22 protein-coding genes, 1 tRNA gene and 1 pseudogene are annotated in these 26,341 nt (G+C 51.8%); 10 read left to right on the top strand and 14 right to left on the bottom strand.

Annotated features, from left to right (window positions below):
• Positions 1–3: 3 nt before the first annotated feature.
• Positions 4–928: pseudogene (locus HEN21_RS11150) on the bottom strand (carboxylate/amino acid/amine transporter).
• A gap of 483 nt (positions 929–1,411) precedes the next feature.
• Here HEN21_RS11150 and fliB point away from each other — a divergent pair.
• Positions 1,412–2,629 carry a flagellin lysine-N-methylase gene (gene fliB / locus HEN21_RS11145; protein WP_176252183.1) on the top strand — a complete coding sequence of 406 codons (1,218 nt, stop codon included), beginning with the start codon at positions 1,412–1,414 and terminating at the stop codon, positions 2,627–2,629.
• Between the two features lie 162 nt (positions 2,630–2,791).
• On the opposite strand, the gene HEN21_RS11140 is transcribed toward fliB, so the two are convergent.
• Positions 2,792–2,886 (bottom strand) — tRNA-Sec (locus tag HEN21_RS11140).
• A gap of 305 nt (positions 2,887–3,191) precedes the next feature.
• Between HEN21_RS11140 and yicI the strand changes: the two genes are divergently transcribed.
• The gene (yicI, locus tag HEN21_RS11135; RefSeq protein ID WP_176252182.1) at positions 3,192–5,510 is read left to right on the top strand and encodes an alpha-xylosidase; all 2,319 of its coding nucleotides are present in this window, start codon (positions 3,192–3,194) and stop codon (positions 5,508–5,510) included.
• Positions 5,511–5,562: 52 nt separating this feature from the next.
• Here yicI and HEN21_RS11130 read toward each other — a convergent pair whose 3' ends face one another.
• Together HEN21_RS11130 and xanP are read right to left on the bottom strand one after the other, a co-directional pair.
• Positions 5,563–7,272, bottom strand: coding sequence for an AsmA family protein (locus tag HEN21_RS11130; RefSeq protein WP_176252181.1), 1,710 nt, complete (start codon positions 7,270–7,272; stop codon positions 5,563–5,565).
• 120 nt (positions 7,273–7,392) lie between these two features.
• Positions 7,393–8,784, bottom strand: a complete 1,392-nt coding sequence (xanP, locus tag HEN21_RS11125) for a xanthine/proton symporter XanP (RefSeq protein ID WP_010352595.1) — start codon at positions 8,782–8,784, stop codon at positions 7,393–7,395.
• A 279-nt stretch (positions 8,785–9,063) separates the two neighbouring features.
• Between xanP and gltS the strand changes: the two genes are divergently transcribed.
• Positions 9,064–10,269, top strand: a complete 1,206-nt coding sequence (gene gltS, locus HEN21_RS11120) for a sodium/glutamate symporter (protein ID WP_000468835.1) — start codon at positions 9,064–9,066, stop codon at positions 10,267–10,269.
• A 189-nt stretch (positions 10,270–10,458) separates the two neighbouring features.
• Here gltS and recG read toward each other — a convergent pair whose 3' ends face one another.
• From recG to gmk, 5 genes are read right to left on the bottom strand one after another with little or no spacing between them, the layout of a single operon-like run.
• On the bottom strand, positions 10,459–12,540 hold the full coding sequence (gene recG, locus HEN21_RS11115; protein WP_000678473.1) for an ATP-dependent DNA helicase RecG: 2,082 nt from the start codon (positions 12,538–12,540) through the stop codon (positions 10,459–10,461).
• Positions 12,541–12,545: 5 nt separating this feature from the next.
• The gene (gene trmH / locus HEN21_RS11110; protein WP_001070180.1) at positions 12,546–13,235 is read right to left on the bottom strand and encodes a tRNA (guanosine(18)-2'-O)-methyltransferase TrmH; all 690 of its coding nucleotides are present in this window, start codon (positions 13,233–13,235) and stop codon (positions 12,546–12,548) included.
• Positions 13,236–13,241: 6 nt separating this feature from the next.
• On the bottom strand, positions 13,242–15,350 hold the full coding sequence (gene spoT, locus HEN21_RS11105; RefSeq protein WP_000280472.1) for a bifunctional GTP diphosphokinase/guanosine-3',5'-bis pyrophosphate 3'-pyrophosphohydrolase: 2,109 nt from the start codon (positions 15,348–15,350) through the stop codon (positions 13,242–13,244).
• Between the two features lie 18 nt (positions 15,351–15,368).
• Positions 15,369–15,644 (bottom strand): DNA-directed RNA polymerase subunit omega, encoded by a 276-nt coding sequence (gene rpoZ, locus HEN21_RS11100; protein WP_000135057.1) that lies wholly within the window; start codon positions 15,642–15,644, stop codon positions 15,369–15,371.
• A gap of 54 nt (positions 15,645–15,698) precedes the next feature.
• Positions 15,699–16,322, bottom strand: a complete 624-nt coding sequence (gmk, locus tag HEN21_RS11095) for a guanylate kinase (RefSeq protein ID WP_010344504.1) — start codon at positions 16,320–16,322, stop codon at positions 15,699–15,701.
• Between the two features lie 257 nt (positions 16,323–16,579).
• Between gmk and ligB the strand changes: the two genes are divergently transcribed.
• Positions 16,580–18,265: an NAD-dependent DNA ligase LigB gene (gene ligB / locus HEN21_RS11090; RefSeq protein WP_176252196.1), complete on the top strand. Its 1,686-nt coding sequence runs from the start codon at positions 16,580–16,582 to the stop codon at positions 18,263–18,265.
• On the opposite strand, the gene HEN21_RS11085 is transcribed toward ligB, so the two are convergent.
• Both HEN21_RS11085 and HEN21_RS11080 read right to left on the bottom strand, forming a co-directional pair.
• Positions 18,262–18,879 (bottom strand): trimeric intracellular cation channel family protein, encoded by a 618-nt coding sequence (locus tag HEN21_RS11085; protein ID WP_000924289.1) that lies wholly within the window; start codon positions 18,877–18,879, stop codon positions 18,262–18,264. The two genes, ligB and HEN21_RS11085, sit on opposite strands and share 4 nt — an antisense overlap.
• Positions 18,880–19,128: 249 nt before the next feature.
• Positions 19,129–19,992 (bottom strand): YicC/YloC family endoribonuclease, encoded by an 864-nt coding sequence (locus tag HEN21_RS11080; protein WP_000621334.1) that lies wholly within the window; start codon positions 19,990–19,992, stop codon positions 19,129–19,131.
• A gap of 126 nt (positions 19,993–20,118) precedes the next feature.
• Between HEN21_RS11080 and rph the strand changes: the two genes are divergently transcribed.
• Positions 20,119–20,835: a ribonuclease PH gene (gene rph, locus HEN21_RS11075; RefSeq protein WP_001247086.1), complete on the top strand. Its 717-nt coding sequence runs from the start codon at positions 20,119–20,121 to the stop codon at positions 20,833–20,835.
• A gap of 65 nt (positions 20,836–20,900) precedes the next feature.
• Complete coding sequence (pyrE, locus tag HEN21_RS11070) at positions 20,901–21,542, top strand: orotate phosphoribosyltransferase (RefSeq protein ID WP_000806178.1); 642 nt, start codon at positions 20,901–20,903, stop codon at positions 21,540–21,542.
• 36 nt (positions 21,543–21,578) lie between these two features.
• Here the strand turns inward: pyrE and slmA are convergent, their stop codons facing one another.
• From slmA to coaBC, 3 genes are all read right to left on the bottom strand, one after another.
• The gene (gene slmA / locus HEN21_RS11065) at positions 21,579–22,175 is read right to left on the bottom strand and encodes a nucleoid occlusion factor SlmA (protein WP_000818603.1); all 597 of its coding nucleotides are present in this window, start codon (positions 22,173–22,175) and stop codon (positions 21,579–21,581) included.
• A gap of 106 nt (positions 22,176–22,281) precedes the next feature.
• Complete coding sequence (dut, locus tag HEN21_RS11060; protein WP_000976068.1) at positions 22,282–22,740, bottom strand: dUTP diphosphatase; 459 nt, start codon at positions 22,738–22,740, stop codon at positions 22,282–22,284.
• The gene (coaBC, locus tag HEN21_RS11055) at positions 22,718–23,938 is read right to left on the bottom strand and encodes a bifunctional phosphopantothenoylcysteine decarboxylase/phosphopantothenate--cysteine ligase CoaBC (RefSeq protein ID WP_000050165.1); all 1,221 of its coding nucleotides are present in this window, start codon (positions 23,936–23,938) and stop codon (positions 22,718–22,720) included. The genes dut and coaBC overlap by 23 nt, the downstream gene beginning before the upstream one ends.
• A 171-nt stretch (positions 23,939–24,109) precedes the next feature.
• Here coaBC and radC point away from each other — a divergent pair, with 171 nt between their 5' ends.
• From radC to mutM, 4 genes are all read left to right on the top strand, one after another.
• On the top strand, positions 24,110–24,778 hold the full coding sequence (radC, locus tag HEN21_RS11050; RefSeq protein WP_010356042.1) for a RadC family protein: 669 nt from the start codon (positions 24,110–24,112) through the stop codon (positions 24,776–24,778).
• Between the two features lie 216 nt (positions 24,779–24,994).
• Positions 24,995–25,231: a 50S ribosomal protein L28 gene (gene rpmB, locus HEN21_RS11045; protein WP_000091955.1), complete on the top strand. Its 237-nt coding sequence runs from the start codon at positions 24,995–24,997 to the stop codon at positions 25,229–25,231.
• Positions 25,232–25,251: 20 nt separating this feature from the next.
• The gene (gene rpmG / locus HEN21_RS11040; protein ID WP_001051798.1) at positions 25,252–25,419 is read left to right on the top strand and encodes a 50S ribosomal protein L33; all 168 of its coding nucleotides are present in this window, start codon (positions 25,252–25,254) and stop codon (positions 25,417–25,419) included.
• Positions 25,420–25,516: 97 nt separating this feature from the next.
• Positions 25,517–26,326 (top strand): bifunctional DNA-formamidopyrimidine glycosylase/DNA-(apurinic or apyrimidinic site) lyase, encoded by an 810-nt coding sequence (gene mutM / locus HEN21_RS11035; protein WP_016159945.1) that lies wholly within the window; start codon positions 25,517–25,519, stop codon positions 26,324–26,326.
• Positions 26,327–26,341: the final 15 nt, after the last annotated feature.

The raw sequence follows: 26,341 nt of genomic DNA, 5'->3' as shown, positions 1-26,341 counted from the left end.
TTATCAACCGCGCCGCGCCGGACGATTACATTTTTCTGGCGCGGCGGCGGGAATCCATTGAAATCAAAATCACCGATGACAGAATCAGCAGCGTTCCCAGCCAGTCAGGTAATGTGAAAGTGATCCCCAGCAGCAGTAAAGAGAGCAGCGCGCTACTTAATGGTTCTGCACAGCTCAAAATGCTGGCTTTTGGCCCGCCAATTAACTGTGCGCCTTTCAGATACAGACTAAAAGTCAGCGAAGTTCCGATTACCACCAGATAGAAAAACGCCAGAATCAGGCTGCCATTAACCACGAAATTTGTTCCTTGTCCGGCATAAAAGGGCAGCAGGATCAGACCACCAATGAGCATACTCCAGCCGACCACGGGCAGCGTGCCGTAACGGGCAATGAGCGTTGAGGGGTATGTCGTATAGAATGCGGCAGCAAATGCCGAGGCGATACCCCAGAATAACGCAGCAGGAGAGATCGATAATGACGTCGGATTACCGTGTGTCACCAATAAAAACGTACCAATCAGCGATGTCAGAATGGCGCAAAAAACCAGGATGCCGGGGCGTGATTTACGTACCAGTGAGAACCATGCCACGATAATCGTTGGTGATAAAAATTGCAGCACCGTTGCTGTAGCGGCATTGGATTTTTCAATTGTCAGTAAGAAAGTCAGCTGGACGGTCAGTGCGCCAACAACGGAAAAAATCAGCAGGCTGATGGCATCTTTATGATTTTTAATGATTGAGAAGACTTTATCGCCGTGGACAAAGGAGAGCGTTAGCAGAATAAAACCGGCAAATATCAGTCGCGTCATGGTAAGAAACTGCGATGACATCTGGCTTTGCTCCATGATGTATTGTGCGCAGACACCTGAACTTCCCCACAATACGGCGGCAATTAGAACGTTCAGCATCCCCTTTCTGGTGGAACCCATTTTTCCCTCTGCATACGGTTTTGTTGTTTATGTATGCAGGCATGATAGCAAAAATGGCAAGGATGGCTCTGTTCATATAAAGCATATTTATGTTGCCTTTCAGCAATAGTTACGCATCTTTATCAATAACAGGCAGGTCGTTGATACGTCTGACATTATTATCGCCAGCCAGAAACAGTCTAAAAATAAAATCGACCGTGAGGCTTTTATATTATTCTCGTCGGAACCATGAATATTCTTCTCATAAGTATTCTTCATGGTTTGCGTAGGTCGTTATTCAAAAGCATCGAAATTTCTTATCACGTCGCAATGAAATATTTTGCATTAGCGTCGCTGACAAATAGCGTGGGTAATTTGATGAGGTCGAGCATTATTCTTTATCTTTATGAAACGCGTGAAATGCTTATTAAACCGTCATGTTATGGCGTTATCATTTTTTTCTGACAACATGCTACTGTTCGCTTTTTAAACGCGAAGAATGTTATGCAAATCCATAAAGTGATCAAACCCGAGTTTGTGAAGAAGTTTTCCTGTGTCGGTCCTGACTGCCTGATTTCCTGTTGTCAGGGATGGCAAATAGATATCGACAAGAAAACTCATCATGATTACCTCAACGCACACCATCCGGAAATCTCCAGCCTGGCGAAAGAGAATTTGATGCTGGTGCGAAAAGGTAAACAAAGATATTCGAGAATTAAGCTGGACGCGCAGGGGCAGTGTCCGTTTCTCGACGAAAATAAACTCTGCCTGGTTCATCGCGAGCTGGGAGGCAACGCGCTTTCAGTTACCTGTTCTACTTATCCACGTTGTAAAAAGCACTACGCGGATACAACTCGTTATTCGATGACGCTTTCATGTCCAGAAGTAGCCCGGCTGGTATTGTTCGATGCCGACAGCATGTTAGTGCATGAACAAGATGAGCTGCTGGCGAAGGCGAAAAACAATATCATCGCCCGGCAGCAGCCGGTTAATCAGATCCAACAGATTGTGCATCTCTTTGCCTGGCACCTTCTACAGGCGCCATCGTTGAACGTTGAAGAGAACCTGATGGCGCTGGCACAGTTTATGGTTTACCTGCAGCGCATTGAGTTCGATCTGCATCGCCATTTTGCGCAGGCCGAACAGTATCATCAGGAACTATTAAGCGAGCTGGCGGCAGGTATAAGTTTGATTCATCGTTCAACGTCAACGGAGTCGGTTGGATTGAAGGTGCGCGCGCTGTCGGCATTGGGTTCACTTATCGCGAATGAAGGCGCCAGGGATAACATTATCGCTGGGGTGCATCGGAAGATGGCGGCGTATTTAAACATTACAGCCAGCACGGATAAGCAGGATCTGGTCGACAAGTTTGCAGTTCTGGATAAGCAATGGCAGCAGCTTTGCCAGGATTCTATCCTTAGCGCCCCGCATGTATTGCGCAATTTACTGACCTACAAAATTTACCACTGTCATTTTCCGGATGCTGATTTCTCAACGATCATGCGCCAGGTTTACCGTTTAATCCTCGATTATTTCTATATTAAGCATTTGTTGAGTGTGACATCGCTGGAAGTCACTCCTGATGAGGCAACGGTGTTAAAGATTGTGGCGAGCCTTGCCGAGAAAACCTTGCATTCACCAATTATCAATCAGCGGATGGATAAAGCGATTGGCATGATCAATGCCGGGGATGATCTCTCCTGCCTGCTGTTGATTTGTTAAATTCGCCTGCCGGAGACTGGGTTAAGTCTTTGTCTGACATGTCGCCGCCATTGCAATAAATGTTAAGAAAGAACTCGGTTAAGCCGATTGAATCATGAACAGAAGAAAATGTCTGGTTTTAATCGTATTACAAGGGATTGGTGAACGTCAGTAGAGGCATTTTGGCGGAAGATCACAGGAGTCGAACCTGCCCGGGACCGCTGGCGGCCCCAACTGGATTTGAAGTCCAGCCGCCTCACCGGAGACGACGATCTTCCGCGCCTCGATTGCTACATGGAGGCGGGGCGCATTATAGCTACTTCCTCGCCTTATCACATCCCCCATCACACTTTTTTCCGTATCGTTTCGTCTTGCCATGATCCCTTTCACAGAAACCTTCAGCAAATCCATAAGTTACATTTTGGCGCTACCGCGATCACAGAAAACAAGAAACGTAAGTTGATAACAAAAAATAGCAATATCCGCACTCTTAAGGATGGTTTACTTTCGGGCTGTCTGACTGGCGCCTTCTTCACTTGTCATGCTTGCGGTAACAAAAATTTCAGAACGAAAGGAACGGATTATGAAAATCAGCGATGGAAACTGGCTTATTCAACCTGGTCTTAATTTGATTCACCCCATCCAGGTTTTTGATGTTGAGCTGCGGGGAAAGGAGATGGTGGTTTACGCCGCGCCGCGTGATGTGCGGGAGCGTACCTGGCAGTTGGATACGCCACTGTTTACGCTGCGCTTTTTTTCACCTCAGGAAGGTGTGGTTGGCGTGCGGATTGAGCATTTTCAAGGGGCGCTGGATAACGGTCCGCACTACCCGCTTAATGTGTTGCATGACGTTCCGGTGGAGATGCAAAACACAATTGAATATGCCGAGCTGAAGAGCGGTAATTTGAGTGTTCGTGTTACCAAAGGTGAATTCTGGTCGCTCGATTTTCTGCGCAATGGTGTGCGTATTACCGGTAGCCAGTTGAAAAATAACGGCTATATACAGGACACCAACACCAACCGTAGCTACATGTTTGAGCGCCTGGATCTCGGTGTCGGTGAAACAGTATACGGTCTGGGGGAACGCTTCACCGCGCTGGTGCGTAACGGTCAGACGGTGGAAACCTGGAACCGTGACGGCGGAACCAGCACCGAACAGGCGTACAAAAACATCCCGTTCTATATCACCAACCGTGGCTACGGCGTGCTGGTTAATCATCCGCAGTGCGTCTCGTTTGAAGTGGGATCGGAGAAAGTCTCCAAAGTGCAGTTCAGCGTCGAGGGTGAATATCTCGAATACTTTGTTATCGATGGCCCGACGCCGAAAGCGGTGCTCGATCGTTATACCCGTTTTACCGGGCGTCCGGCACTGCCGCCAGCATGGTCCTTTGGTTTGTGGTTAACGACTTCATTTACCACTAATTATGACGAAGCTACGGTAAACAGCTTTATCGACTGCATGGCGGAACGTAATCTGCCGCTACATGTTTTCCACTTCGACTGTTTCTGGATGAAAGCCTTCCAGTGGTGCGATTTTGAGTGGGATCCGGTCACTTTCCCTGACCCGGAAGGGATGATTCGCCGCTTGAAAGCGAAAGGGCTGAAAATCTGCGTCTGGATTAACCCTTATATAGGGCAAAAATCGCCGGTATTTAAAGAGTTGCAAGAGAAAGGATATTTACTCAAACGCCCGGACGGCTCGTTATGGCAATGGGATAAATGGCAGCCAGGCCTGGCGATTTATGATTTTACCAACCCAGATGCCTGCAAATGGTACGCCGATAAACTGAAAGGCCTGGTAGCGATGGGCGTCGATTGCTTTAAGACCGACTTTGGCGAACGTATTCCAACAGACGTTCAGTGGTTTGACGGTTCCGATCCGCAGAAAATGCATAATCATTATGCGTACATCTACAACGAACTGGTATGGAACGTCCTGAAAGACACTGTCGGTGAGGAAGAGGCTGTCCTGTTTGCCCGTTCCGCTTCCGTGGGCGCACAGCAATTTCCCGTGCACTGGGGCGGAGACTGCTACGCCAATTACGAATCGATGGCGGAAAGCCTGCGCGGCGGGTTATCTATTGGCCTTTCCGGTTTTGGTTTCTGGAGCCACGATATCGGTGGCTTTGAGAATACCGCTCCGGCACACGTTTACAAACGCTGGTGCGCATTTGGTTTGCTCTCCAGCCATAGCCGTTTGCATGGCAGCAAATCTTATCGTGTGCCGTGGGCCTATGATGATGAATCCTGCGATGTCGTGCGCCATTTCACACAGCTTAAATGCCGCATGATGCCGTATCTGTACCGCGAAGCCGCTCGTGCTAACGCGCTGGGTACGCCGATGATGCGCGCAATGGTGATGGAGTTCCCGGACGATCCAGCCTGTGATTATCTTGACCGTCAATACATGTTGGGCGACAGCGTGATGGTTGCGCCAGTGTTCTCTGAAGCGGGCGATGTACAGTTTTACCTGCCAGAAGGTCGCTGGACGCATCTGTGGCGTAACGATGAAACAGAAGGCAGCCGTTGGCATAAACAGCAGCATGATTTTCTTAGTTTGCCGGTTTACGTGCGTGACAACACCTTACTGGCGCTGGGGAACAATGATCAACGCCCCGACTACGCGTGGCATGAAGGCACGGCTTTCCAGCTTTTTAATCTGCAAGACGGGCGTGAAGCTGTCTGTGAAGTGCCCGCCGCCGACGGTTCGGTGATCTTCACCCTGAAAGCGGCGCGTACTGAAAATACGATTATCGTGACAGGCGCGGGCGAGGCGAAGAACTGGACACTGTGCTTGCGTAATATTGCGAAAGTAAATGGTTTGCAAGGCGGTTCGCAGACCGAAACTGAGTTGGGTGTGGTGGTGTCGCCAGTGGGTAACTCACTGACAATTATGCTGTAATTTGTTGAAAAAATGCCGGGTACGGCTATGTCGTACCCAGCGAGATTGATTTTTACTGCACTGGCTCCGTTGACGTGACTTCGCCACTGGAAACTACGCCAGCATTCATGGTTTGGGTTACCTGCTGCTTTTCTGCGTTCACAGCATGGAGTTGTCCGTTAACCGTGGGTTTTAGCGGTACATCGGTCTGAATATCGCCGCTGGCGGTGAGCTGAATATTGCCATCGCCCGTAATCGGTAACTCTGGCCATCCCCACTGTTGCAAAATGTTCATCGGCACACCGCGTCCGTTCAGGCTGATATGGGTCTGGCGCTGCGGCGTTTGTGAGACGCTGGCAGTAGCTTCAAGAATGCCTTTCTCGGTAAACGCGCTAAGTTCGCTGATATTCACCGTGCTGCTATTGGCGGTTAGCGCCAGCGACGGGCGACGAACGTCGACACGATTGAACGTTGCGGCGGCGGCATTCAGGTTCGCCGTGCCACTCCAGACGCCCCACTTATGATCGGCAACCAGCGTCAGATTCGCGCCATAACCATCCAGCGCAGTGAGCTGCCACGGGAAGTTCGGATCGATATCAATGAGCAGGTTACGGCTGGCGCTAAATCTCTTCAGTTGCAGGCGGTTTAACCAGCTTGGGGCCGCTTCCATCCACAACTGTTGCCAGTTTTTCGGCAAGGTATATTCCAGCCCGACGATTGCTGCATCGTCGAGGATCAGCGTTTTCCCGTCGCGTTGCCAGTTCCCTGACGTTCGGACCATTCCGCCTTCCCAGCGGCTGGTGAACTGGCGAAGCGCCACGCCCTGTGGGGAAAACTCCGCGTTCATAATCGGGTCAAATAAATGCAGCGAACCATAAATAAACTCGCTGGCGTTCATTGACAGCTTGCCTTCCTGCGTCTGCCAGTCATCTTTAATGAAGGTCATGTTGCGCAAGCTGAGATCGAGGTCGGTCACCGCCCAGTCCGGACCTTGCAGGCGAGCGTCGATCACTTCAAGGCGACCAATCTGCAACGACGGGACAGAGCGCAAAGGTGCAAAGAAATCGGTCAGAGATTTTTCGCTTTGCAGACGGATATCAGCCAGGCGCAGATTTTCCACCTGCCAGCTACCATCGGCATTACGCTGCGCATTACCGGTTAATGAACCACGGGCGATATCGGCGCCCAGATTCGTAAGCGTGACGCGATCGTTATCAATAGTGCCTTCAATCAGTACATTGGTAGCAGCAACATCGTTGAGCGACAGAGAGCCGGCACTGAACTGAATTTGAGCCTTCGTGCCCAGAACTTTACCGGCTTCCGGCGACCACGGAACGACGCCGCCATTTACTCGCTGTGCGCTGAGATTCCACTCACTATTGGGGCTGTTAAACGCCATATCACGCAGTTGCAGACGATCCGCTTTGAACGGTAGCGGCGCGGTCTGGTCGGTGAGATTTAGCGTCCCGTTTTCCAGCAGGATAGTATCAACATGGCGTGGTTCGCTCAGTTGCCGACTACTTAGCGCAATATCGACACTTTTCGCCACCAGAGTGGCAGGTTGACCATCGCGACCGAATGTGACGTTCTCCAGCACGATATGAGATGGCGCGGAAAAGCGGTGATCCATCGCCCCGAAGGTCAAATGATAGTCGCTATTTCTGGAGATCCATGCGCTGATATGCTCTGCTCCCCAGCGGGTTTGCAGCAGGAAATAGAGGCCAGCGATCGCCACGAATAGCGCGATGAAAATGTAGAGAAGCAGCTTCCCAATAAATTTCATGGTCTTCCATCCCGTGAAATGCACATAAGGGAGTTATGCACGATTTACGCGCATTCCTCAAGGCGGGAATGGAGAAAGCGAGTGGCTACGGCGGTAAAGAATTTTACCGCCGCGAGTGGATTACTGTTTTTCTGGCGGGAAAATCAGATTCAGCACAATGGCAGTGATACCGCCAGCGGCGATCCCGGAGGAGAGCAGGTTTTTCAGCCAGTCAGGGGCAAACTGCAAAATCAGTGGTTGCTGAGACACGCCCAGACCGACCGCCAGTGACAGAGCAATAATCAGAATGGCTCGACGGTTCAGCGGCTCTCGAGAAACGATACGCACACCGGATGCGGCGATAGTACCAAACATCACCAGCGTAGCGCCGCCAAGTACCGGCTCAGGAATATGCTGCACAAAACCGCTCACAGCCGGGAACAGACCGAGCACAATCAGCATCAGCGCAACGACAAAACCGACATACCGGCTGGCAACACCGGTCAACTGGATCACCCCGTTGTTCTGCCCGAAGCAGGAGTTCGGGAAGGTGTTAAACACCGCCGACACAAACGAGTTCAGGCCATTCGCCAGCACGCCGCCTTTCAGACGTTTCATGTACAGCGGACCAGAAACCGGTTGTTCGGAAACGTCGGAGGTGGCGGTGATATCGCCAATAGTTTCCAGCGAGGTGATCATAAAGACCAGCATCAGCGGCAACAGCAGACTCCATTCAATACCAAGCCCGTAATAGAGCGGTGTTGGCACCATAATCAGTTCTTGCGTCATCGGCTCGTTGCTTTCTGGCAACATGCCCATAAACCACGCCAGCGCATATCCGGCTGCCATCGCAATCACCAGCGAGGCCACGCGTAAGTAAGGGTTACGTTGACGGTTAAGCAGAATGATTAAAGCTAAGACCACACCCGCCAGCAGCAGATTTTTCGGTGCGCCAAAGGTGTTATCGTTCATGGCCGCATAACCGCCGCCAATGGACGTTAACCCAACCTGTATTAGCGACAGGCCGATAATCATCACCACTACGCCAGAAACCAGCGGCGTAATAATGCGGCGCGCCAGGTGCAAAACGCGGGAGATTACCATTTCGGTGCAGCTTGCCAGCATCAGTGTGCCGAAGAGCGCCGCCATCATGGTTGGAACATCGGCGCCACCGGTCTTCAGTGCCGTTCCACCCATAATCAGCGGGGCAACGAAGTTAAAGCTGGTGCCCTGAATAGACAACAACCCGGAACCAACCGGCCCCCAGGCTTTAATCTGAATAATCGACGCCACACCGGAGGCAAACAGCGACATACTAATAATGTGTTGCGTGTCCTGTGCTGGTAAACCCAGCGCCTGGCAAATTAACAGTGCTGGCGTGATTACCGCGACAAACATCGCCAGCAGATGCTGACAGGCGGCAAACAGAGTTTGAGCAAGCGGCGGACGATCTTCAAGACGATAAATCAGTTCGCTGTTTTGAGTCTGCGCAACCGGTTGCGCATTTTCTGACTCTAGGGTGGAAACAGACATCGAAAACAATCCCGTGGTGGCAAAGCGGGCATTTTAGCTGACCGAAAGGTAAAAGCAAACGTTTGCCATGCATTCTTCTAAATATTTAAATGCGATAAATGCACTTTTTTATATAACTTTTGGTTGTTTTCTGCTTAAAATCCATGCCATTTTTTTATTTTCAGCTGAGAATTCGAACCGGGATAGCATGACTCGATACTCGTCATATTTCGCCCTAATGCACATGCGCGATGAAGTATGACGAGTGTGAAAGAGTGGTGCGGACACAAAGGAGTAACTATGTTTCATCTCGATACTTTAGCAACGCTTGTTGCTGCAACGCTGACGTTGCTGCTCGGGCGCAAGTTGGTCCATTCCGTCTCCTTTCTGAAGAAATACACCATACCTGAACCAGTTGCCGGAGGGTTGCTGGTGGCACTGGCGCTGCTGGTGCTGAAAAAAAGTATGGGCTGGGAAGTCAATTTTGATATGTCCCTGCGCGATCCGTTGATGCTGGCATTCTTCGCAACCATTGGTCTGAATGCCAATATTGCCAGCCTGCGTGCCGGTGGGCGTGTGGTGGGGATTTTCCTCATCGTGGTTGTTGGCCTGTTGGTGATGCAAAATGCTATCGGCATTGGGATGGCAAGCCTGTTAGGGCTTGATCCGCTGATGGGGCTGCTGGCCGGTTCTATTACGCTTTCTGGCGGACACGGTACGGGAGCTGCGTGGAGTAAATTGTTCATTGAACGTTATGGCTTCACCAACGCGACGGAAGTGGCGATGGCCTGTGCAACTTTTGGTCTGGTGCTGGGCGGCTTGATTGGGGGGCCGGTGGCGCGGTATCTGGTGAAGCACTCCACCACGCCGAACGGTATTCCGGATGACCAGGAAGTCCCCACCGCATTTGAAAAGCCGGACGTGGGGCGCATGATCACTTCGCTGGTACTAATTGAAACCATCGCGCTGATTGCTATCTGTCTGACGGTGGGGAAAATTGTTGCGCAACTTTTGGCTGGCACCGCTTTTGAATTGCCAACCTTCGTTTGCGTGCTTTTTGTGGGCGTGATTCTGAGCAACGGTTTGTCCATGATGGGCTTTTACCGTGTCTTTGAGCGTGCGGTATCGGTTCTGGGTAACGTAAGCCTGTCGTTGTTCCTGGCGATGGCGTTGATGGGGCTGAAGCTGTGGGAGCTGGCTTCGCTGGCGCTGCCGATGCTGGCGATTCTGGTCGCACAGACTATCTTCATGGCGTTGTACGCTATCTTCGTCACCTGGCGCATGATGGGCAAAAACTACGATGCGGCGGTGCTGGCTGCGGGTCACTGTGGTTTTGGCCTTGGTGCAACGCCAACGGCAATCGCCAACATGCAGGCGATTACCGAACGCTTTGGCCCGTCGCACATGGCCTTCCTGGTGGTGCCGATGGTCGGTGCGTTCTTTATCGATATCGTTAACGCCCTGGTGATTAAGCTGTATTTGATGTTGCCGATTTTTGCGGGGTAACCGATGAAGCGGCGGTATGTGTGCCGCCGCAACAAAGACAAATGCCAGATACGCTTCGCTTATCTGGCCTGCGTAATGATTATCAATTTATTGATTTTTTTTGGTTTTTTGTAGGTCGGATAAGGCGTTCACGCCGCATTCGGCAGGAAGGTAAATCAACCTGAAACGGCGGTCTTCTCTCCGCCGTCTTTATGCATTTGAGTAGCGTTCCGTCTCCGGCATCCAGCGTTCTATCAGGGCTTTTGCCTGTTGTGGGTAACGTTCGTGAATATGCCGTGCCAGGCGCTGAACTTCTGGGATCATGGCCTGATCGCGCAATAAATCTGCCACTTTAAATTCGGCATTACCCGTCTGACGCGTACCTAACAATTCACCAGGGCCGCGAATCTCCAAATCTTTTTGTGCAATCACAAACCCGTCGCTGCTGTCACGCAGCACTTGCAGGCGAATTTGCGCCGTTTTGGAGAGCGGCGTTTTGTAGAGCAGCACGCAGTGAGAAGCCACCGCGCCACGCCCCACGCGCCCGCGAAGCTGGTGTAACTGCGCCAGACCCAGGCGCTCCGGGTTTTCGATAATCATCAGGCTGGCGTTAGGCACATCAACGCCGACTTCAATGACGGTAGTGGCAACCAACAGGTGTAACTCGCCTTGTTTAAACGACGCCATCACCGCCTGTTTCTCGGCAGGTTTCATACGCCCATGTACCAGGCCAACGTTCAGTTCCGGCAACGCCAATTTCAACTCTTCCCAGGTAGCTTCCGCTGCCTGCGCTTCCAGTAACTCTGACTCTTCAATCAACGTACAAACCCAGTAAGCCTGACGTCCTTCAGTCATGCAGGCGTGACGCACGCGGTCAATGATGTCGTTACGACGCGTATCCGGGATTGCCACTGTCGTCACTGGTGTACGCCCTGGCGGCAGTTCATCAATGACCGAGGTATCGAGATCGGCATAGGCGGTCATTGCCAGCGTGCGGGGGATCGGCGTGGCGGTCATGATCAACTGATGAGGATGGAAGCCTTGCTGCTGGCCTTTTTCCCACAATGCCAGACGCTGATGCACACCGAAACGATGCTGTTCGTCGATGATCACCAGCGCCAGACCGTTAAACTGTACCTGTTCCTGGAAGATGGCGTGAGTGCCGACAATCATCTGCACCTGACCGTTGGCGATGGCTTCCTGCTGCGCCAGTCGCGCTTTACCTTTCTGCTTACCAGCCAGCCAACCCACTTCAATACCCAGCGGCTCAAACCAGTTGCGAAAGTTATTGGCGTGCTGTTCGGCGAGCAACTCGGTTGGTGCCATCAGCGCCACCTGTTTACCGTGAGCAATTGCACGCAGCGCGGCGAGGGCAGCAACCAGCGTTTTACCGGAACCTACATCGCCTTGTACCAGACGCATCATGGGAACATCCAGCGCCATATCGCGCTCGATCTCCGCCACCACACGTGCCTGAGCGCCCGTTGGTTTGAACGGTAAGGCGGCAAGGAGTTTATTTTTCAGCGCGTCATTGGCGCTAAGCGGTTGGGCATGAAAACGTTGTGCTCCAGCGCGTAACGCCAGCATACTGAGGTTGTGCGCCAGTAGTTCTTCCAGAATCAGACGACGTTGTGCCGGATGCTGCCCGCTTTCCAGATCGCTAAGTTGCAGCGTCGGCGGCGGGCGATGCAGCGTTCTCAAGGCTTCCGGCAGCGTCATCATCCCTTGTGACAGTTCCGGCGGCAACAGTTCTTCAATAGCGCAGGTGTCGAGCAGATCCAGCGCCTGGTCGGTTAATTTACGCAGCGTTGCCTGTTTAACGCCTTCAGTCGTTGGGTAAACCGGCGTAAGCGTTTCCTGTAGCTCCGGGGTACTGAGATCACCCTGTACGCGATATTCCGGATGGATCATCTCCGCGCCATATTTGCCGCGCTTTGCTTCGCCGTAGGCCAGCACGCGGCGGCCCGTCGCCAGGCTATTTTTCATCGCCGCGCTGAAATTGAAAAAGCGCATGGTGAGAATGCCGGAACCGTCGCTAATCTGGCAGGTCATCATCCGCCGACCGCCGAAGGAGATATTACAGTTCAGCACTTCGCCTTCCACCGTGGCATAAACGCCCGGCAGTAGCTCACCGATGGGGTAGAGATGGGTGCGATCTTCGTAGCGCAGAGGAAGGTGTAACAGTAAGTCCTGCACGGTATGCAGGTTGATTTTCGCCAGCTTGTTACTTTGCGCCGCGCCAACGCCCGTTAGGGAACTGAGCGGGACAGCATCTAACAGGCGACCTTTCATGGCGCTTACCCTGCAGCCTGCATGGTGGCCCACCAGTTAGCATCGGCTTCAATTTCACCTTGCTGATTGACGTGGGGATAGGGCAGACCTTTGCGTTTTGCGACTTTCGCCAGTACCGGATAGCCGCCTTCAAACAGCAGGCGTTGTTGTTCTGCTTCCGGTAACATGCTGTTTTCACGCAGATACATGCCAGCGTTTTGCCGCTGACGCTGGGCTTCGTAAAGAATGAGTGCTGATGCGACGGAGACGTTCAGCGACTGCACCATGCCGATCATCGGAATGATGATGTCCTGATCCGCCAGTGCTAACGCTTCCTGCGTGATGCCCGTTTTCTCCTGACCCATCAAAATACAGGTCGGGCGGGTGTAATCAATTTCGCGGAAATCGACGGCGTTATCAGAAAGATGTGTAGCCAGAATCTGCATTCCCTGGCCTTTCAGATGGGCGACAGCATCGCCAATGGTGCGGTGCGTTTTCACCTGTACCCAACTGTTGCTGCCAGCCGCAGCCGAGGCCATAGTGCGCATCCGGCTGCCAGGCCAGACGGCATGAACTTCATGTACGCCAACGGCATCTGCGGTACGAATGATCGCAGAAACGTTATGGGGTTTGTGAACCTGTTCCATGCAGACGGTCAGATCAGGCTGCCGCCTGGCGAGCATTTCACAGATGCGTGCATAACGTGTTGGGTTCATAAAACATTAATTTCTGTTTCGGGTGACTTTAATCACGTCTGGCATCACACGGATTTTGCGCATGATATTTGCCAGATGTACGCGATCCCGGGCGGTCAGGCGAATAAAGGCACTGTAGACGCGACCATCTTTCTCTTCCGTATTCAAACTTTGAATATTGGAATTGGTGGTGTTGATCGCCGCTGTCAGGTTTGCCAGCGCACCCTGATGGTTGAACATTTCTACCTTGATTTCAGTAATGAACTCCTGCGCCGTCTCTTTATCCCATTCCACAGCCATAAACTTCTCTGGCTCTTTCTGGTAGCCACGGATGTTACGGCAGGACTCATGGTGGATCACCAGACCTTTACCGGGGCTAACATGGGCGATGATCGGGTCGCCGGGAATAGGGCGGCAGCATTTAGCAAAAGTGATTAACACGCCATCAGCGCCTTTAATCGGCAGATGCCCGTGGCTTTGGGTTGCTGGTGGAATGGAACCGTCTCCCTGCTGGAGATTCTTCGCTACCACTACGCTCATTGCATTGCCAAGACCGATTTCTGCCAGCAAATCGTCAAGCGTCGCCAGTTTCATGCGATCCAGTTCGCGCTGAATATTTTCCTGCGGGATTTCATTCAGCTTACGGCTGCCACCCAACGCGTGGTTGAGCAGGCGACGACCCAGGCTGACGGAATCATCACGCTTGAGGTTTTTCAGCAACTGGCGAATTTTGGCGCGTGCTTTCGAGCTGACGACAAAGTTCAGCCAGGCGGCATTCGGGCGAGCGCCCGGTGCGGTAATGATTTCAACGGTTTGTCCGCTGGAGAGTGGCTGCGACAGCGGGTAAGGCTGACGATCAACTCGCGCACCCACGCAGGCATGACCGATATCGGTATGCACCGCGTACGCGAAGTCAACAGGCGTGGCACCGGCAGGCAGTTCGACAATGCGTCCTTCCGGTGTGAAAACGTAAATCTCATCCGGGAAGAGATCGGATTTAACGCTCTCGATAAATTCAAATGAGCTACCGGCGCTCTGCTGAAGCTCCAGCAGGCTCTGCATCCAACGCTGGGCGCGGATTTGCGCAGTGGTGCTGGTCTCGCCGTGCTCTTTATAAGCCCAGTGTGCGGCAACACCCATCTCCGCCATCTGATCCATATCTTCGGTACGGATCTGGACTTCAACCGGAACGCCGTGGGGGCCAATCATTGAGGTGTGCAAAGACTGATAACCGTTCGCTTTTGGAATGGCGATGTAGTCTTTCACGCGACCTGGACGCGGCTTATACAGGCTGTGCATCTGACCGAGCACGCGATAACAGGTGTCGGAATCATTGACGATCACGCGGAAGGCGTAGATATCCATGATTGAGTGAAAACGCTGCTCTTTGAGCACCATTTTGCAGTAAATCGAATAAAGATGTTTCTCGCGACCACTGACGCGGCACGGTATTCCCGCTTCCTGCAAACGTCCTTCGATTTCAGAGAGGATTTTTTGGATCATCTCTTTACGGTTGCCGCGCGCGGCTTTCACCACTTCTTTAATTACGCGGTAACGGTTGGGATACAGCGCCTCAAAACCCAACTCTTCGAGTTCGGTTTTAATATGGTGGATACCTAAACGGTGTGCCAGCGGGCTGTAGATTTCGAGAGTTTCGCGGGCGATGCGGCGACGTTTGTCTGGGCGAAGTGAGCCCAGCGTGCGCATGTTGTGGGTACGGTCTGCGAGTTTGATGAGGATGACGCGGATATCCTGCACCATCGCCATAATCATCTTGCGAAAGTTTTCGGCCTGCGCCTCTTTCTTATCGCGAAACTTGAGTTTATCAAGTTTCGACACCCCCTCTACCAGCTCGGCGACGCTTTTGCCAAAAAGCTGTTCCATGTCCTGGTAGGTGGCGGGAGTATCTTCAATCACGTCATGCAGCAGGGCAGCCATCAGCGTTTCATAGTCGAGTTTCATCTCGGCCAGAATGCAGGCAACCGCTACCGGGTGCGTGATATAGGGTTCACCGCTTGAACGTGTTTGCCCCTCGTGAGCATCACGTGCAACGAGATACGCCTGCCGCAGACGCTTAATTTGGTCTTCTGGCAGGTAGTTTTGAATCAGTTGATTCAGGCTTTCAAACAGATACAAGGGCGACCCGCTTTGTGATTAACGACGACCTTCAGCAATAGCGGTAACGGCTTGAATTTCAGCGGCTTCCTGCTCTTGCTGTTCCTGGCGTTCGCGAACATCAAGGATCTGGTTGTTGATCAGACCTTCTTCGATTTCGCGCAGCGCGATTACTGTGGTTTTATCGTTTTCTTCCGGTACTAGCGGATCCTTTCCGCCTACCTGCATCTGACGAGCGCGACGCGCGGCGACCAGTACCAGGTCAAAACGGTTACCAATTTTCTCTACAGCGTCCTGAACAGTTACGCGTGCCATACTTAAAAAGCTCCACAGGTGAAGAAATGACTGGGCATGATACTGAAAGAAGGTTCAGTCTGCCAACAATTTGCTGATTAAAGCGTCATGACGTTGCTTTTGGCGACTCATGCGCAAGCGTTCGGCGCGAATAATGGTCTTCAGATCACCCAGTGCGGTGTCAAAATCATCATTCACAATCAAATAATCATATTCGGCGTAATGGCTCATTTCTGCAACTGCTTGCGCCATACGCTTTGCAATGACCTCTTCGCTGTCCTGACCGCGACCGCGTAGACGGCGATCCAGCTCGATTTTGGACGGCGGTAAAATAAAGATACTACGCGCATGTGGCATCTTCTGGCGAATTTGTTGCGCACCCTGCCAGTCGATATCCAGAAAAACATCTACGCCACTTGCCAGTACTTGCTCAATGGCTTCGCGCGAAGTGCCATAGTAATTACCGAACACTTCCGCGTGCTCAAGGAATGCATCTCTGCTAATCATCTCTTTAAATTCATCATGATTAACAAAGAAGTAATGTTCACCGTGTACTTCACCTGGACGCGGTGCACGCGTGGTGTGTGAAACAGAAACCTGGGTGTCATACAACGGTTGGGTTTTTAATAAAGCCTGAATCAGGCTGGATTTACCCGCGCCACTGGGGGCAGAAACAATATAAAGCGTGCCTTGAGCCATGAGTATCTTTCGTATGTGATTAGCGAAATAAAGCCTACATACGAGCTTATTATACACGGCGCGGTCACGTGACGTAGCCCTTGCTCATACTTTTTGCGCAAAGTTGTTGCGTTTTGCGTAGCTGTTTCCGCAATTCCCTGTCATTTGCTGCAATCAGAACGATTCTCTGGAAGCGTCCTCGCACACTTCGTTTTTGCCACTCGGATTTACATTCACCACGTTGTATACCTGCCCGCCTGACTACAGCGGAGGTGATGATGAAAGTATGGATAGCGGTGTTAATGGGGATTTTGTGCTGGCAATCATCGGCGCAGGCCGTCTGCCCAGCCTGGTCGCCCGCCAGAGCGCATGAAGAAATTTCCCGCCTGCAACAACAAATAAAACAGTGGGACGATGATTACTGGAAATTAGGGAAAAGTGACGTGGAAGACAGTGTTTACGATCAGATAAGTGCCCGTCTTACGCAGTGGCAACGTTGTTTTGGTGAAGAGACGCATCGTGACGCCATGATGCCGCTTTTAAACGGCACGGTTATCCATCCGGTTGCACATACGGGCGTACGCAAAATGGCGGATAAAAATGCGTTAAGCCTGTGGATGCGTGAACGCAGCGATCTTTGGGTGCAACCAAAAGTTGATGGTGTTGCGGTAACTCTGGTCTACCGTGAGGGAAAACTGATTAAAGCGATCAGTCGTGGTAATGGTCTGAAAGGCGAAGACTGGACGCAGAAAGTACGTTCGATTCCTTCTGTACCACAATCCGTCAGCGGACCTTTAGCCAACAGTACGCTGCAGGGCGAAATATTTCTCCAGCGTGAGGGGCATATCCAACAACAAATGGGGGGAATGAATGCGCGCTCGAAAGTCGCGGGCATGATGATGCGGCAGAACAATACTGACGCGCTAAATTCACTTGGCGTGTTTATCTGGGCGTGGCCGGATGGACCGCAGTTAATGACCGAGCGATTGCAACAGCTTGCAACCGCAGGGTTTAGTCTGACGCAGATGTACACTCGCGCAGTCAAAAATGCTGATGAGGTTGAGCGGATACGTAATGAGTGGTGGAAAACAGCGTTACCCTTTGTTACCGATGGTGTCGTTGTGCGAGCGGCGAAAGAACCCGAATCCATCCATTGGCTACCGGGTCAGGCGAACTGGTTGGTGGCGTGGAAATATCAACCCGTGGCACAGGTTGCCGAAGTGAATGCGATTCAGTTTGCGGTGGGTAAGAGCGGCAAAATATCGGTGGTGGCGTCACTCGCGCCTGTCATGCTGGATGATAAAAAAGTTCAGCGGGTGAATATTGGTTCCGTCAGGCGCTGGCAGGAATGGGATATTGCGCCTGGCGATCAAATTCTCGTCAGTCTCGCCGGTCAGGGTATTCCACGCATTGATGATGTGGTCTGGCGCGGAACGGAACGTACTAAACCAATGCCGCCAGAAAACCGCTTTAATTCGTTGACCTGCTACTTTGCTTCTGATGTTTGTCAGGAGCAATTCGTTTCACGGCTAGTCTGGCTGGGGTCAAAACAGGTTTTGGGTCTGGACGGCATTGGTGAAGCTGGCTGGCGTGCGCTGCATCAGACTCATCGTTTTGAGCATATCTTTTCATGGCTTCAGTTAACGCCAGAGCAATTACAGAACACGCCGGGGATAGCGAAAAGCAAAAGCGAGCAGTTATGGCATCAGTTTAATCTGGCACGTAAGCAGCCTTTTACCCGTTGGGTGATGGCAATGGGAATACCCTTAACCCAGGCGGCGCTTAACGCCAGCGATTCCAGCACCTGGGAGCAAGTTTTGCAGAGAAGCGAACAGCATTGGCGGCAACTGCCAGAGACAGGCCCCCGTCGTGCCAGCCAACTTATTGAATGGAAAGATAATGGGCAAATCAAGATGCTGGGCAACTGGCTGGCTGCCCAGCAGATCACAGGTTTTGCACCTTAGTGACCTTCGTGGCTGTAGTAAAAGACGGGTAAACCCAGCTTAAGACGCAGCGCCAGCAAGCGAGCGAAAAAGCCAAACACCAGAGTGGAAATAATCACCACATCATGGTTAGAGACGTAGTGTTGCAACGCGATATAGAGTACGGCGGAGGCAAATGAAACCCCAGCATACAGCTCTTTCTGAAAGACCAGCGGGATGCGTTTACAGAACATATCGCGCAAAACGCCGCCAAACACACCGGTCGTCACCGCCGCGACAACGGCAATGATCGGACCGTGCCCCATATCCAGCGCGACTTGTGCACCAATAATAGAAAAAACTACCAGCCCGAGCGCATCAAGCACCAGAAAGACTTTGCGCAGATAAGGCATCACCGGGGCAACAATAGTGGTCAGTACGGCGGCTGTGGCGACAATAATCACATATTCCGGATGCTTGACCCAACCGAGCGGATAGTGGCCCAAAAGAATATCCCGCACTGAGCCACCACCGATTGCGGTGGCGGTCGCAATGATAATTACGCCAAATGTATCCATTCGGCGTCGCCCAGCCGCCAGCGCCCCCGTCATGGCTTCGGCGGTAATACCAACCAAATACAAAATGTGTAAAAGCATGGTTCTCTCCCTAAAAATCTGTCTGGCAGGGTAGCGATTTGTGCACATTGTCACGATTGAGATTTTTTAAGGTGAGTTTGGATTGATAATTTATAGTTATGTGAAATTTGTACTTTCTGCAAAGCTAATGCATTTTTCTGATGTTGTGTTAAGAAAAATGCATTAGAAAAAGTATGGGGTTTTTGACGTTTTTTGGGTAGATGTACGTAGAGCCGCTGAAATTAACAATGGCCTACAATGCGATGCCGCTTACTCGATATTCTGAATCTGTTCGCGCATCTGCTCAATCAACACTTTCAACTCAATCGCGGAGTTCGTCACTTCGGCATTGATAGACTTCGAAGCAAGAGTGTTCGATTCTCGGTTGAACTCTTGCATCATAAAGTCCAGACGACGACCAACGGCTTCTTTTTTCTTGAGAATGTTGTAGGTCTCTTTGACATGCGCTTCGAGGCGATCCAGCTCTTCAGCAACATCAATTCGTTGCGCCAGCAGCACCAGCTCTTGCTCCAGACGATTGTTCTCCAGCTGAACCTGAGCATCTTCCAGCTTCGCGACCAGACGTTCACGCTGCCATTGCAGGATTTCCGGCATATGGGCGCGCACTTTAGCCACTTCGGCGGTGACGCCTTCCAGACGCTGCTCGATCAACGCTTTCAGCGCCTGACCTTCGGTTTCGCGCGCGACGATAAAGTCGTCCAGCGTACCATCAAGAGCAGCAAGAATTTCAGCGGCAATAGCGTCGAGATCCTGTTCCTGGGCTGCCATTACGCCCGGCCAGCGCAGGATATCAACGGGGTTGATTTCCCCTTCGTCGCTCTGCATCTTTACCCAATTCGCAGCAGTTACCAGCTGTTTAGCCAGTTTTTCGTTGAGGATCAGCTCACCTTGCGCGCTGACATCTGGCTCATAGCGCAGGGTACATTCCACTTTACCGCGCGTCAGGCGAGAACGAATACGCTCGCGAACGACAGGTTCCAGGCTACGGAACTGCTCCGGCAGACGAAAGTAAGTTTCCAGATAACGCTGGTTTACCGAGCGCATTTCCCAGGTTGCGCTCCCCCATTCACCCTTGATTTCACGCCGGGCGTAGGCGGTCATGCTGCGGATCATAGACGTTCCTGTTTATAAAAGGAGAGGTGGAAGGATTATAGCCATCGATGCCTTGTCAGGATAGGAATAACCGCCGGAAGTCCGTATAATGCGCAGCCACATTTGTTTCAAGCCGGAGATTTCAATATGCGTCCAGCAGGCCGTAGCAATAATCAGGTGCGTCCCGTTACCCTGACTCGTAACTATACAAAACATGCAGAAGGCTCGGTGCTGGTCGAATTTGGCGATACCAAAGTGTTGTGTACCGCCTCTATTGAAGAAGGTGTGCCGCGCTTCCTGAAAGGACAGGGGCAAGGTTGGATCACCGCAGAATACGGTATGCTGCCGCGCTCTACCCACACTCGTAACGCCCGTGAAGCGGCGAAAGGTAAGCAGGGCGGACGCACGATGGAAATCCAGCGTCTGATTGCCCGTGCATTGCGTGCGGCGGTTGATTTGAAAGCGTTGGGTGAGTTCACCATTACGCTGGATTGCGACGTACTTCAGGCCGATGGCGGCACGCGCACTGCTTCAATCACTGGTGCCTGCGTGGCGCTGGCAGATGCACTGAATAAGCTGGTTGAGAATGGCAAACTGAAAACCAACCCGATGAAAGGCATGGTGGCAGCGGTTTCGGTGGGTATCGTTAACGGCGAAGCGATTTGCGATCTGGAATACGTCGAAGACTCTGCCGCAGAAACGGATATGAACGTGGTGATGACCGAAGATGGGCGCATCATTGAAGTTCAGGGAACGGCGGAAGGCGAGCCGTTCACTCACGAAGAACTCCTCACCTTGTTGGCGCTGGCCCGAGGGGGAATCGAATCCATTGTAGCGACGCAGAAGGCGGCGCTGGCAAACTGATTTTTAAGGCGACTGATGAGTCGCCTTTTTTTTGTCTGTAGAAAAGTAAGATGAGGAGCGAAGGCATGAAACCATATCAGCGCCAGTTTATTGAATTTGCGCTTAGCAAGCAGGTATTAAAGTTTGGCGAGTTTACGCTGAAATCCGGGCGCAAAAGCCCCTATTTCTTCAACGCCGGGCTGTTTAATACCGGGCGCGACCTGGCACTGTTAGGCCGTTTTTACGCTGAAGCGTTGGTGGATTCTGGCATTGAGTTTGATCTGCTGTTTGGCCCTGCTTACAAAGGGATTCCGATTGCCACCACTACCGCTGTGGCGCTGGCGGAGCATCATGACCTTGACCTGCCATACTGCTTTAACCGCAAAGAAGCAAAAGACCACGGCGAGGGCGGCAATCTGGTCGGTAGCGCGTTACAAGGACGCGTAATGCTGGTAGATGATGTGATCACCGCCGGGACGGCGATTCGTGAGTCGATGGAAATTATTCAGGCCAATGGCGCGACGCTTGCTGGCGTGTTGATTTCACTCGATCGTCAGGAACGTGGTCGCGGTGAGATTTCCGCGATTCAGGAAGTTGAGCGTGATTACAACTGCAAAGTGATTTCTATCATCACTCTGAAAGATCTTATTGCTTACCTCGAAGAGAAGCCGGAAATGGCGGAACATCTGGCGGCGGTTAAGGCTTATCGCGAAGAGTACGGGGTTTGATAAGAAACGCCGGATGGTAAGTCATCCGGCGTCATATTACTGCAACTGCGCGGCAATCAGCGGCCAGCGGGCGTCAAAGTCATCCGTCGGGCGGTATTTAAACTCGCTGCGGACAAAACGAGACAGCATACCTTCGCAGAACGCCAGAAGTTGGCTTGCCAGCAACGTTTCATCGGTGGTGTAACCTTCACCCTCACGCATTCTCTTTTCACGCAATACCTGACGCAGCTGTGCTTCAATACGCTCGAACAGTTGGTTGATGCGTCCTTGCAGACGATCCTGTTCGAACATTAGCGCATGACCAGTGAGGATGCGGGTCAGGCCTGGATTACGTTCGCCGAAACCGAGAAGCAGCAACACAATCAGGCGCAGGCGCGCGGTAGTGTCCTTTTCATCTTTGAGAATCAGGTTAATACGAGTAATCAGGCTATCTTCGATAAACTCAATCAGGCTATCGAACATGCGGGTTTTACTGGGGAAGTGGCGATACAGAGCCGCTTCGGAAACGCCGACAGAGGCGGCCAGTTTCGCCGTCGTGATACGCTGGCTTCCATCGCTGGATTCTAACATCAACGCCAGAGACTGAAGTATTTCTTCGCGACGGTTCCTTTTCGCAGTTTGTTTTTCTGCCATGTTACAAAATACCCCTGAAAATAAGCACTTGCCAGGCGGCACCCACGCTATGACCGCAAACGAAATGTTTGCGGCGATGTTATGACGTTATTTGGATGCGTATGCGTTACTGACGACCAGAGTGACCAAAACCGCCTTCACCCCGGTCGGTGGCGTCAAAATCTTCCACCAGATTAAAATCGGCCTGTACCACCGGAACAAAAATCATCTGCGCGATACGTTCGCCAGGTTGAATGGTGAAACTGTCCTGACCACGGTTCCACACGGAGATCATCAGCTGACCCTGATAGTCGGAATCGATCAATCCCACCAGGTTACCGAGCACGATACCGTGCTTATGGCCCAGCCCGGAGCGCGGCAGCATCATCGCCGCCAGTGAAGGGTCGGCAATATGAATCGCCAGTCCGGTCGGCACTAGTGTAGTGTCGCCCGGTGCCAGTTCTACGGCGTCGTCGAGACAGGCGCGCAGGTCAAGTCCGGCTGAACCAGAAGTGGCATAAGTCGGGAGTGGAAATTCCTTCCCAACGCGCGGGTCCAGAATCTTAACGTCGATTTTCTTCATCATAACGGGTCACAATCTCGTCGAGTAATAATTGGCCAAGGAGCTCTTTTCGCTCAAGCGGTAAGATTTTATCGCCATCCTGCCAGAAAAGGTGTAATGCGTTTTTGTCGCTATTAAATCCCTGATTTTTTCTGGAAACATCGTTAGCGCAGATCAGATCAAGGTTTTTGCGGATACGTTTTTGCCGGGCGTATTCTTCCACATTATTTGTTTCGGCGGCAAATCCAACAACATAAGGCCTATGGTCTTTTAATGCGGCAACACCGGCGACAATATCGGGGTTTTTAACCATTTTTATTGTTAATTCATCACCCGGCGTAGCCTGCTTTTTGATTTTTTCGCTGGCAACGGTGGCTGCGCGGTAATCCGCGACGGCAGCACAACCGATAAATATATTTTGCTGTTGCACGGATGCCTTTACTGCGGCTTCCATCTCCAGTGCGGTTACCACATCAACACGTTTAACAAACGGTGGAGTCGGTAGCGAAACTGGGCCAGAAATCAGCGTGACGTTTGCTCCACGACGTGCAGCGGCTGCGGCAATGGCGAACCCCATCTTGCCGGAGCTGTGATTGGAGATGTAACGCACCGGATCGAGTGGTTCACGCGTCGGGCCTGCGGTAATCATAATGTTCAGATGTTTCAGGTCGTTGACGGGCGAAAAATGGGCGACCGCCATATCAACAATGGTTAACGGATCGAGCATTCGCCCTGGGCCGACATCACCACAGGCCTGGCTGCCGCTATCTGGCCCCCAGATCAGCAAACCGCGCGAGGCAAGCACCTCTAAATTATGCTGGGTGGCAGCAGCACGATACATCTGCTGGTTCATCGCTGGCAGCACGGCAACAGGTGCAGGAGTCGCAAGGCAAATCGTCGATACCAAATCATTCGCCATACCGGCAGCAACACGGGCAATCAAATCTGCCGTGGCAGGGGCGAGAATCACTAAATCAGCCCATTTCCCCAACTCAATGTGGCCCATTGCCGCTTCGGCTGCCGGATCCAACAGACTGTCGGAAACGGGATACCCAGAAACCGCCTGCAAACTAAGTGGAGTGATAAAGGCTTTTGCCGCTTCGGTCATTACCACACGGACGTCGGCCCCGCGATCGCGCAAACGACGCACCAGTTCAGGGGTTTTATAGGCAGCAATACCGCCGCTGACGCCGAGAACGATTTTTTTACCGGCCAGACTCATGATGATTTTTCCTGTTGGGTGACACCAGAAGTTGGCGATTTTATCACAATACTTTTGTTGTCGTGCTTTCACCTGAGAATCACTTTGCGAGGCGCTTTCCAGTACTGAAAACTGACCGTCGATTTAATCGGTCGACCATGACAGGATGCGCTCTCCACAAAGGAGGTGAAGGTGAAAAGCAATGCAGAATTGTTGATGCCACGCGAAAAAATGCTGAAGTTGGGCATTAGCTCGTTAACGGATGTTGAACTGCTGGCGCTATTTCTGCGTACAGGAACGCGCGGTAAAGATGTGTTAACCCTGGCGAAAGAGATGCTGGAGAATTTCGGTTCTCTTTACGGATTGTTATCCTCCGAATACGAACAATTTAGTGGCGTTCATGGAATTGGTGTGGCGAAATTCGCCCAGTTAAAGGGAATTGCCGAACTGGCGCGACGTTACTACAACGTGAGGATGCGCGAAGAAAGCCCGTTACTCAGCCCAGAGATGACGAGGGAATTTTTACAAAGCCAGCTTACGGGCGAGGAGCGTGAGATCTTTATGGTGATCTTTCTCGACTCACAACACAGGGTACTTACCCACAGCAGATTGTTCTCCGGCACACTAAACCATGTAGAAGTCCATCCGCGTGAGATTGTTCGCGAAGCGATAAAAATAAACGCGTCGGCACTGATCCTTGCCCATAATCACCCTTCGGGTTGTGCTGAACCCAGTAAAGCGGATAAACTCATCACCGAACGGATAATAAAAAGTTGTCAGTTCATGGAATTACGCGTGCTCGACCATATCGTGATTGGGCGTGGAGAATATGTTTCTTTTGCCGAACGCGGCTGGATTTAACCCGCTATGCGCGATCCTTCGGGATCTTTGTCTGTTCGGGACTTGAGCACATCGCCGAGTCAGCGTATACTACGCCACCTTTGAGAATCTCGGGTTTGGCATTTGGGCCTGGCAATCGAGAGTTCACATAGAACTGCGATGACCGGGCTGTAAAGCCTGACGAGGCGCCAATACCCCATACGAAGCTCGAGCTAATTTGATTTTTGGAGAATAGACATGTCCCGAGTCTGCCAAGTTACTGGCAAGCGTCCGGTGACCGGTAACAACCGTTCCCACGCACTGAACGCGACTAAACGCCGTTTCCTGCCGAACCTGCACTCTCACCGTTTCTGGGTTGAGAGCGAAAAGCGTTTTGTCACCCTGCGCGTATCTGCTAAAGGTATGCGTGTAATCGATAAAAAAGGCATCGATACAGTTCTGGCTGAACTGCGTGCCCGTGGCGAAAAGTACTAAGTACTTAGAGGAAATAAATCATGGCTAAAGGTATTCGTGAGAAAATCAAGCTGGTTTCTTCTGCTGGTACTGGTCACTTCTATACCACTACGAAGAACAAACGTACTAAGCCGGAAAAACTGGAACTGAAGAAATTCGATCCAGTTGTTCGCCAGCACGTGATCTACAAAGAAGCGAAAATTAAATAATTCTCGCTTTAATGTAACGAAAAACCTCGCTCCGGCGGGGTTTTTTGTTATCTGTTTGCCCCCATATTGACTGCATCTGTTCATTCCCGGAGATGCTATGCCTGAATTACCAGAAGTTGAAACCAGCCGTCGCGGAATAGAACCGCATCTCGTTGGTGCGACTATTCTTCATGCGGTGGTGCGCAACGGACGCTTGCGCTGGCCGGTTTCGGAAGAAATCTACCGTTTAAGCGACCAACCAGTGCTTAGCGTGCAGCGCCGGGCTAAATATCTGCTGCTGGAGCTGCCAGAGGGCTGGATTATCATTCATCTGGGTATGTCTGGCAGCCTGCGTATCCTTCCAGAAGAACTTCCCCCTGAAAAGCATGACCATGTTGATTTGGTGATGAGCAACGGCAAAGTGCTGCGCTATACCGATCCGCGCCGCTTTGGTGCCTGGCTGTGGACCAAAGAGCTGGAGGGGCACAATGTGCTGGCTCATCTTGGGCCTGAGCCGCTTAGCGACGATTTCAACGGTGAGTACCTGCATCAGAAGTGCGCGAAGAAAAAAACGGCGATTAAGCCCTGGCTGATGGATAACAAGCTGGTGGTGGGCGTGGGGAATATCTATGCCAGCGAATCACTGTTTGCGGCGGGGATCCATCCGGATCGGTTGGCGTCATCACTGTCGTTGGCGGAGTGCGAATTGTTAGCTCGGGTGATTAAAGCGGTGTTGCTGCGTTCGATTGAGCAGGGCGGTACAACTCTGAAAGATTTTCTACAAAGTGACGGTAAACCGGGTTATTTCGCTCAGGAATTGCAGGTTTACGGGCGTAAAGGCGAGGCGTGTCGGGTGTGTGGTACGCCGATTGTGGCGACTAAACATGCGCAGCGGGCGACGTTTTATTGCCGGCAGTGCCAGAAGTAATTCATGCGAGCCGGA

It is taken from the genome of Escherichia sp. 93.1518 (assembly GCF_013368915.2).
In the GTDB taxonomy this organism is placed as follows: Bacteria; Pseudomonadota; Gammaproteobacteria; order Enterobacterales; family Enterobacteriaceae; genus Escherichia; species Escherichia ruysiae.
This window is presented reverse-complemented; position numbering and strand designations above follow the sequence as displayed.

What these genes read in the sequence shown, in the direction of transcription:
- fliB (WP_176252183.1), top strand. Translation starts at nt 1,412, where the DNA reads ATGCAAATCCATAAAGTGATCAAACCCGAGTTTGTGAAGAAGTTTTCC.
- yicI (WP_176252182.1), top strand. Translation starts at nt 3,192, where the DNA reads ATGAAAATCAGCGATGGAAACTGGCTTATTCAACCTGGTCTTAATTTG.
- HEN21_RS11130 (WP_176252181.1), bottom strand. Translation starts at nt 7,272, where the DNA reads ATGAAATTTATTGGGAAGCTGCTTCTCTACATTTTCATCGCGCTATTC.
- xanP (WP_010352595.1), bottom strand. Translation starts at nt 8,784, where the DNA reads ATGTCTGTTTCCACCCTAGAGTCAGAAAATGCGCAACCGGTTGCGCAG.
- gltS (WP_000468835.1), top strand. Translation starts at nt 9,064, where the DNA reads ATGTTTCATCTCGATACTTTAGCAACGCTTGTTGCTGCAACGCTGACG.
- recG (WP_000678473.1), bottom strand. Translation starts at nt 12,540, where the DNA reads ATGAAAGGTCGCCTGTTAGATGCTGTCCCGCTCAGTTCCCTAACGGGC.
- trmH (WP_001070180.1), bottom strand. Translation starts at nt 13,235, where the DNA reads ATGAACCCAACACGTTATGCACGCATCTGTGAAATGCTCGCCAGGCGG.
- rpoZ (WP_000135057.1), bottom strand. Translation starts at nt 15,644, where the DNA reads ATGGCACGCGTAACTGTTCAGGACGCTGTAGAGAAAATTGGTAACCGT.
- gmk (WP_010344504.1), bottom strand. Translation starts at nt 16,322, where the DNA reads ATGGCTCAAGGCACGCTTTATATTGTTTCTGCCCCCAGTGGCGCGGGT.
- ligB (WP_176252196.1), top strand. Translation starts at nt 16,580, where the DNA reads ATGAAAGTATGGATAGCGGTGTTAATGGGGATTTTGTGCTGGCAATCA.
- HEN21_RS11085 (WP_000924289.1), bottom strand. Translation starts at nt 18,879, where the DNA reads ATGCTTTTACACATTTTGTATTTGGTTGGTATTACCGCCGAAGCCATG.
- HEN21_RS11080 (WP_000621334.1), bottom strand. Translation starts at nt 19,992, where the DNA reads ATGATCCGCAGCATGACCGCCTACGCCCGGCGTGAAATCAAGGGTGAA.
- rph (WP_001247086.1), top strand. Translation starts at nt 20,119, where the DNA reads ATGCGTCCAGCAGGCCGTAGCAATAATCAGGTGCGTCCCGTTACCCTG.
- pyrE (WP_000806178.1), top strand. Translation starts at nt 20,901, where the DNA reads ATGAAACCATATCAGCGCCAGTTTATTGAATTTGCGCTTAGCAAGCAG.
- slmA (WP_000818603.1), bottom strand. Translation starts at nt 22,175, where the DNA reads ATGGCAGAAAAACAAACTGCGAAAAGGAACCGTCGCGAAGAAATACTT.
- dut (WP_000976068.1), bottom strand. Translation starts at nt 22,740, where the DNA reads ATGATGAAGAAAATCGACGTTAAGATTCTGGACCCGCGCGTTGGGAAG.
- coaBC (WP_000050165.1), bottom strand. Translation starts at nt 23,938, where the DNA reads ATGAGTCTGGCCGGTAAAAAAATCGTTCTCGGCGTCAGCGGCGGTATT.
- rpmB (WP_000091955.1), top strand. Translation starts at nt 24,995, where the DNA reads ATGTCCCGAGTCTGCCAAGTTACTGGCAAGCGTCCGGTGACCGGTAAC.
- rpmG (WP_001051798.1), top strand. Translation starts at nt 25,252, where the DNA reads ATGGCTAAAGGTATTCGTGAGAAAATCAAGCTGGTTTCTTCTGCTGGT.
- mutM (WP_016159945.1), top strand. Translation starts at nt 25,517, where the DNA reads ATGCCTGAATTACCAGAAGTTGAAACCAGCCGTCGCGGAATAGAACCG.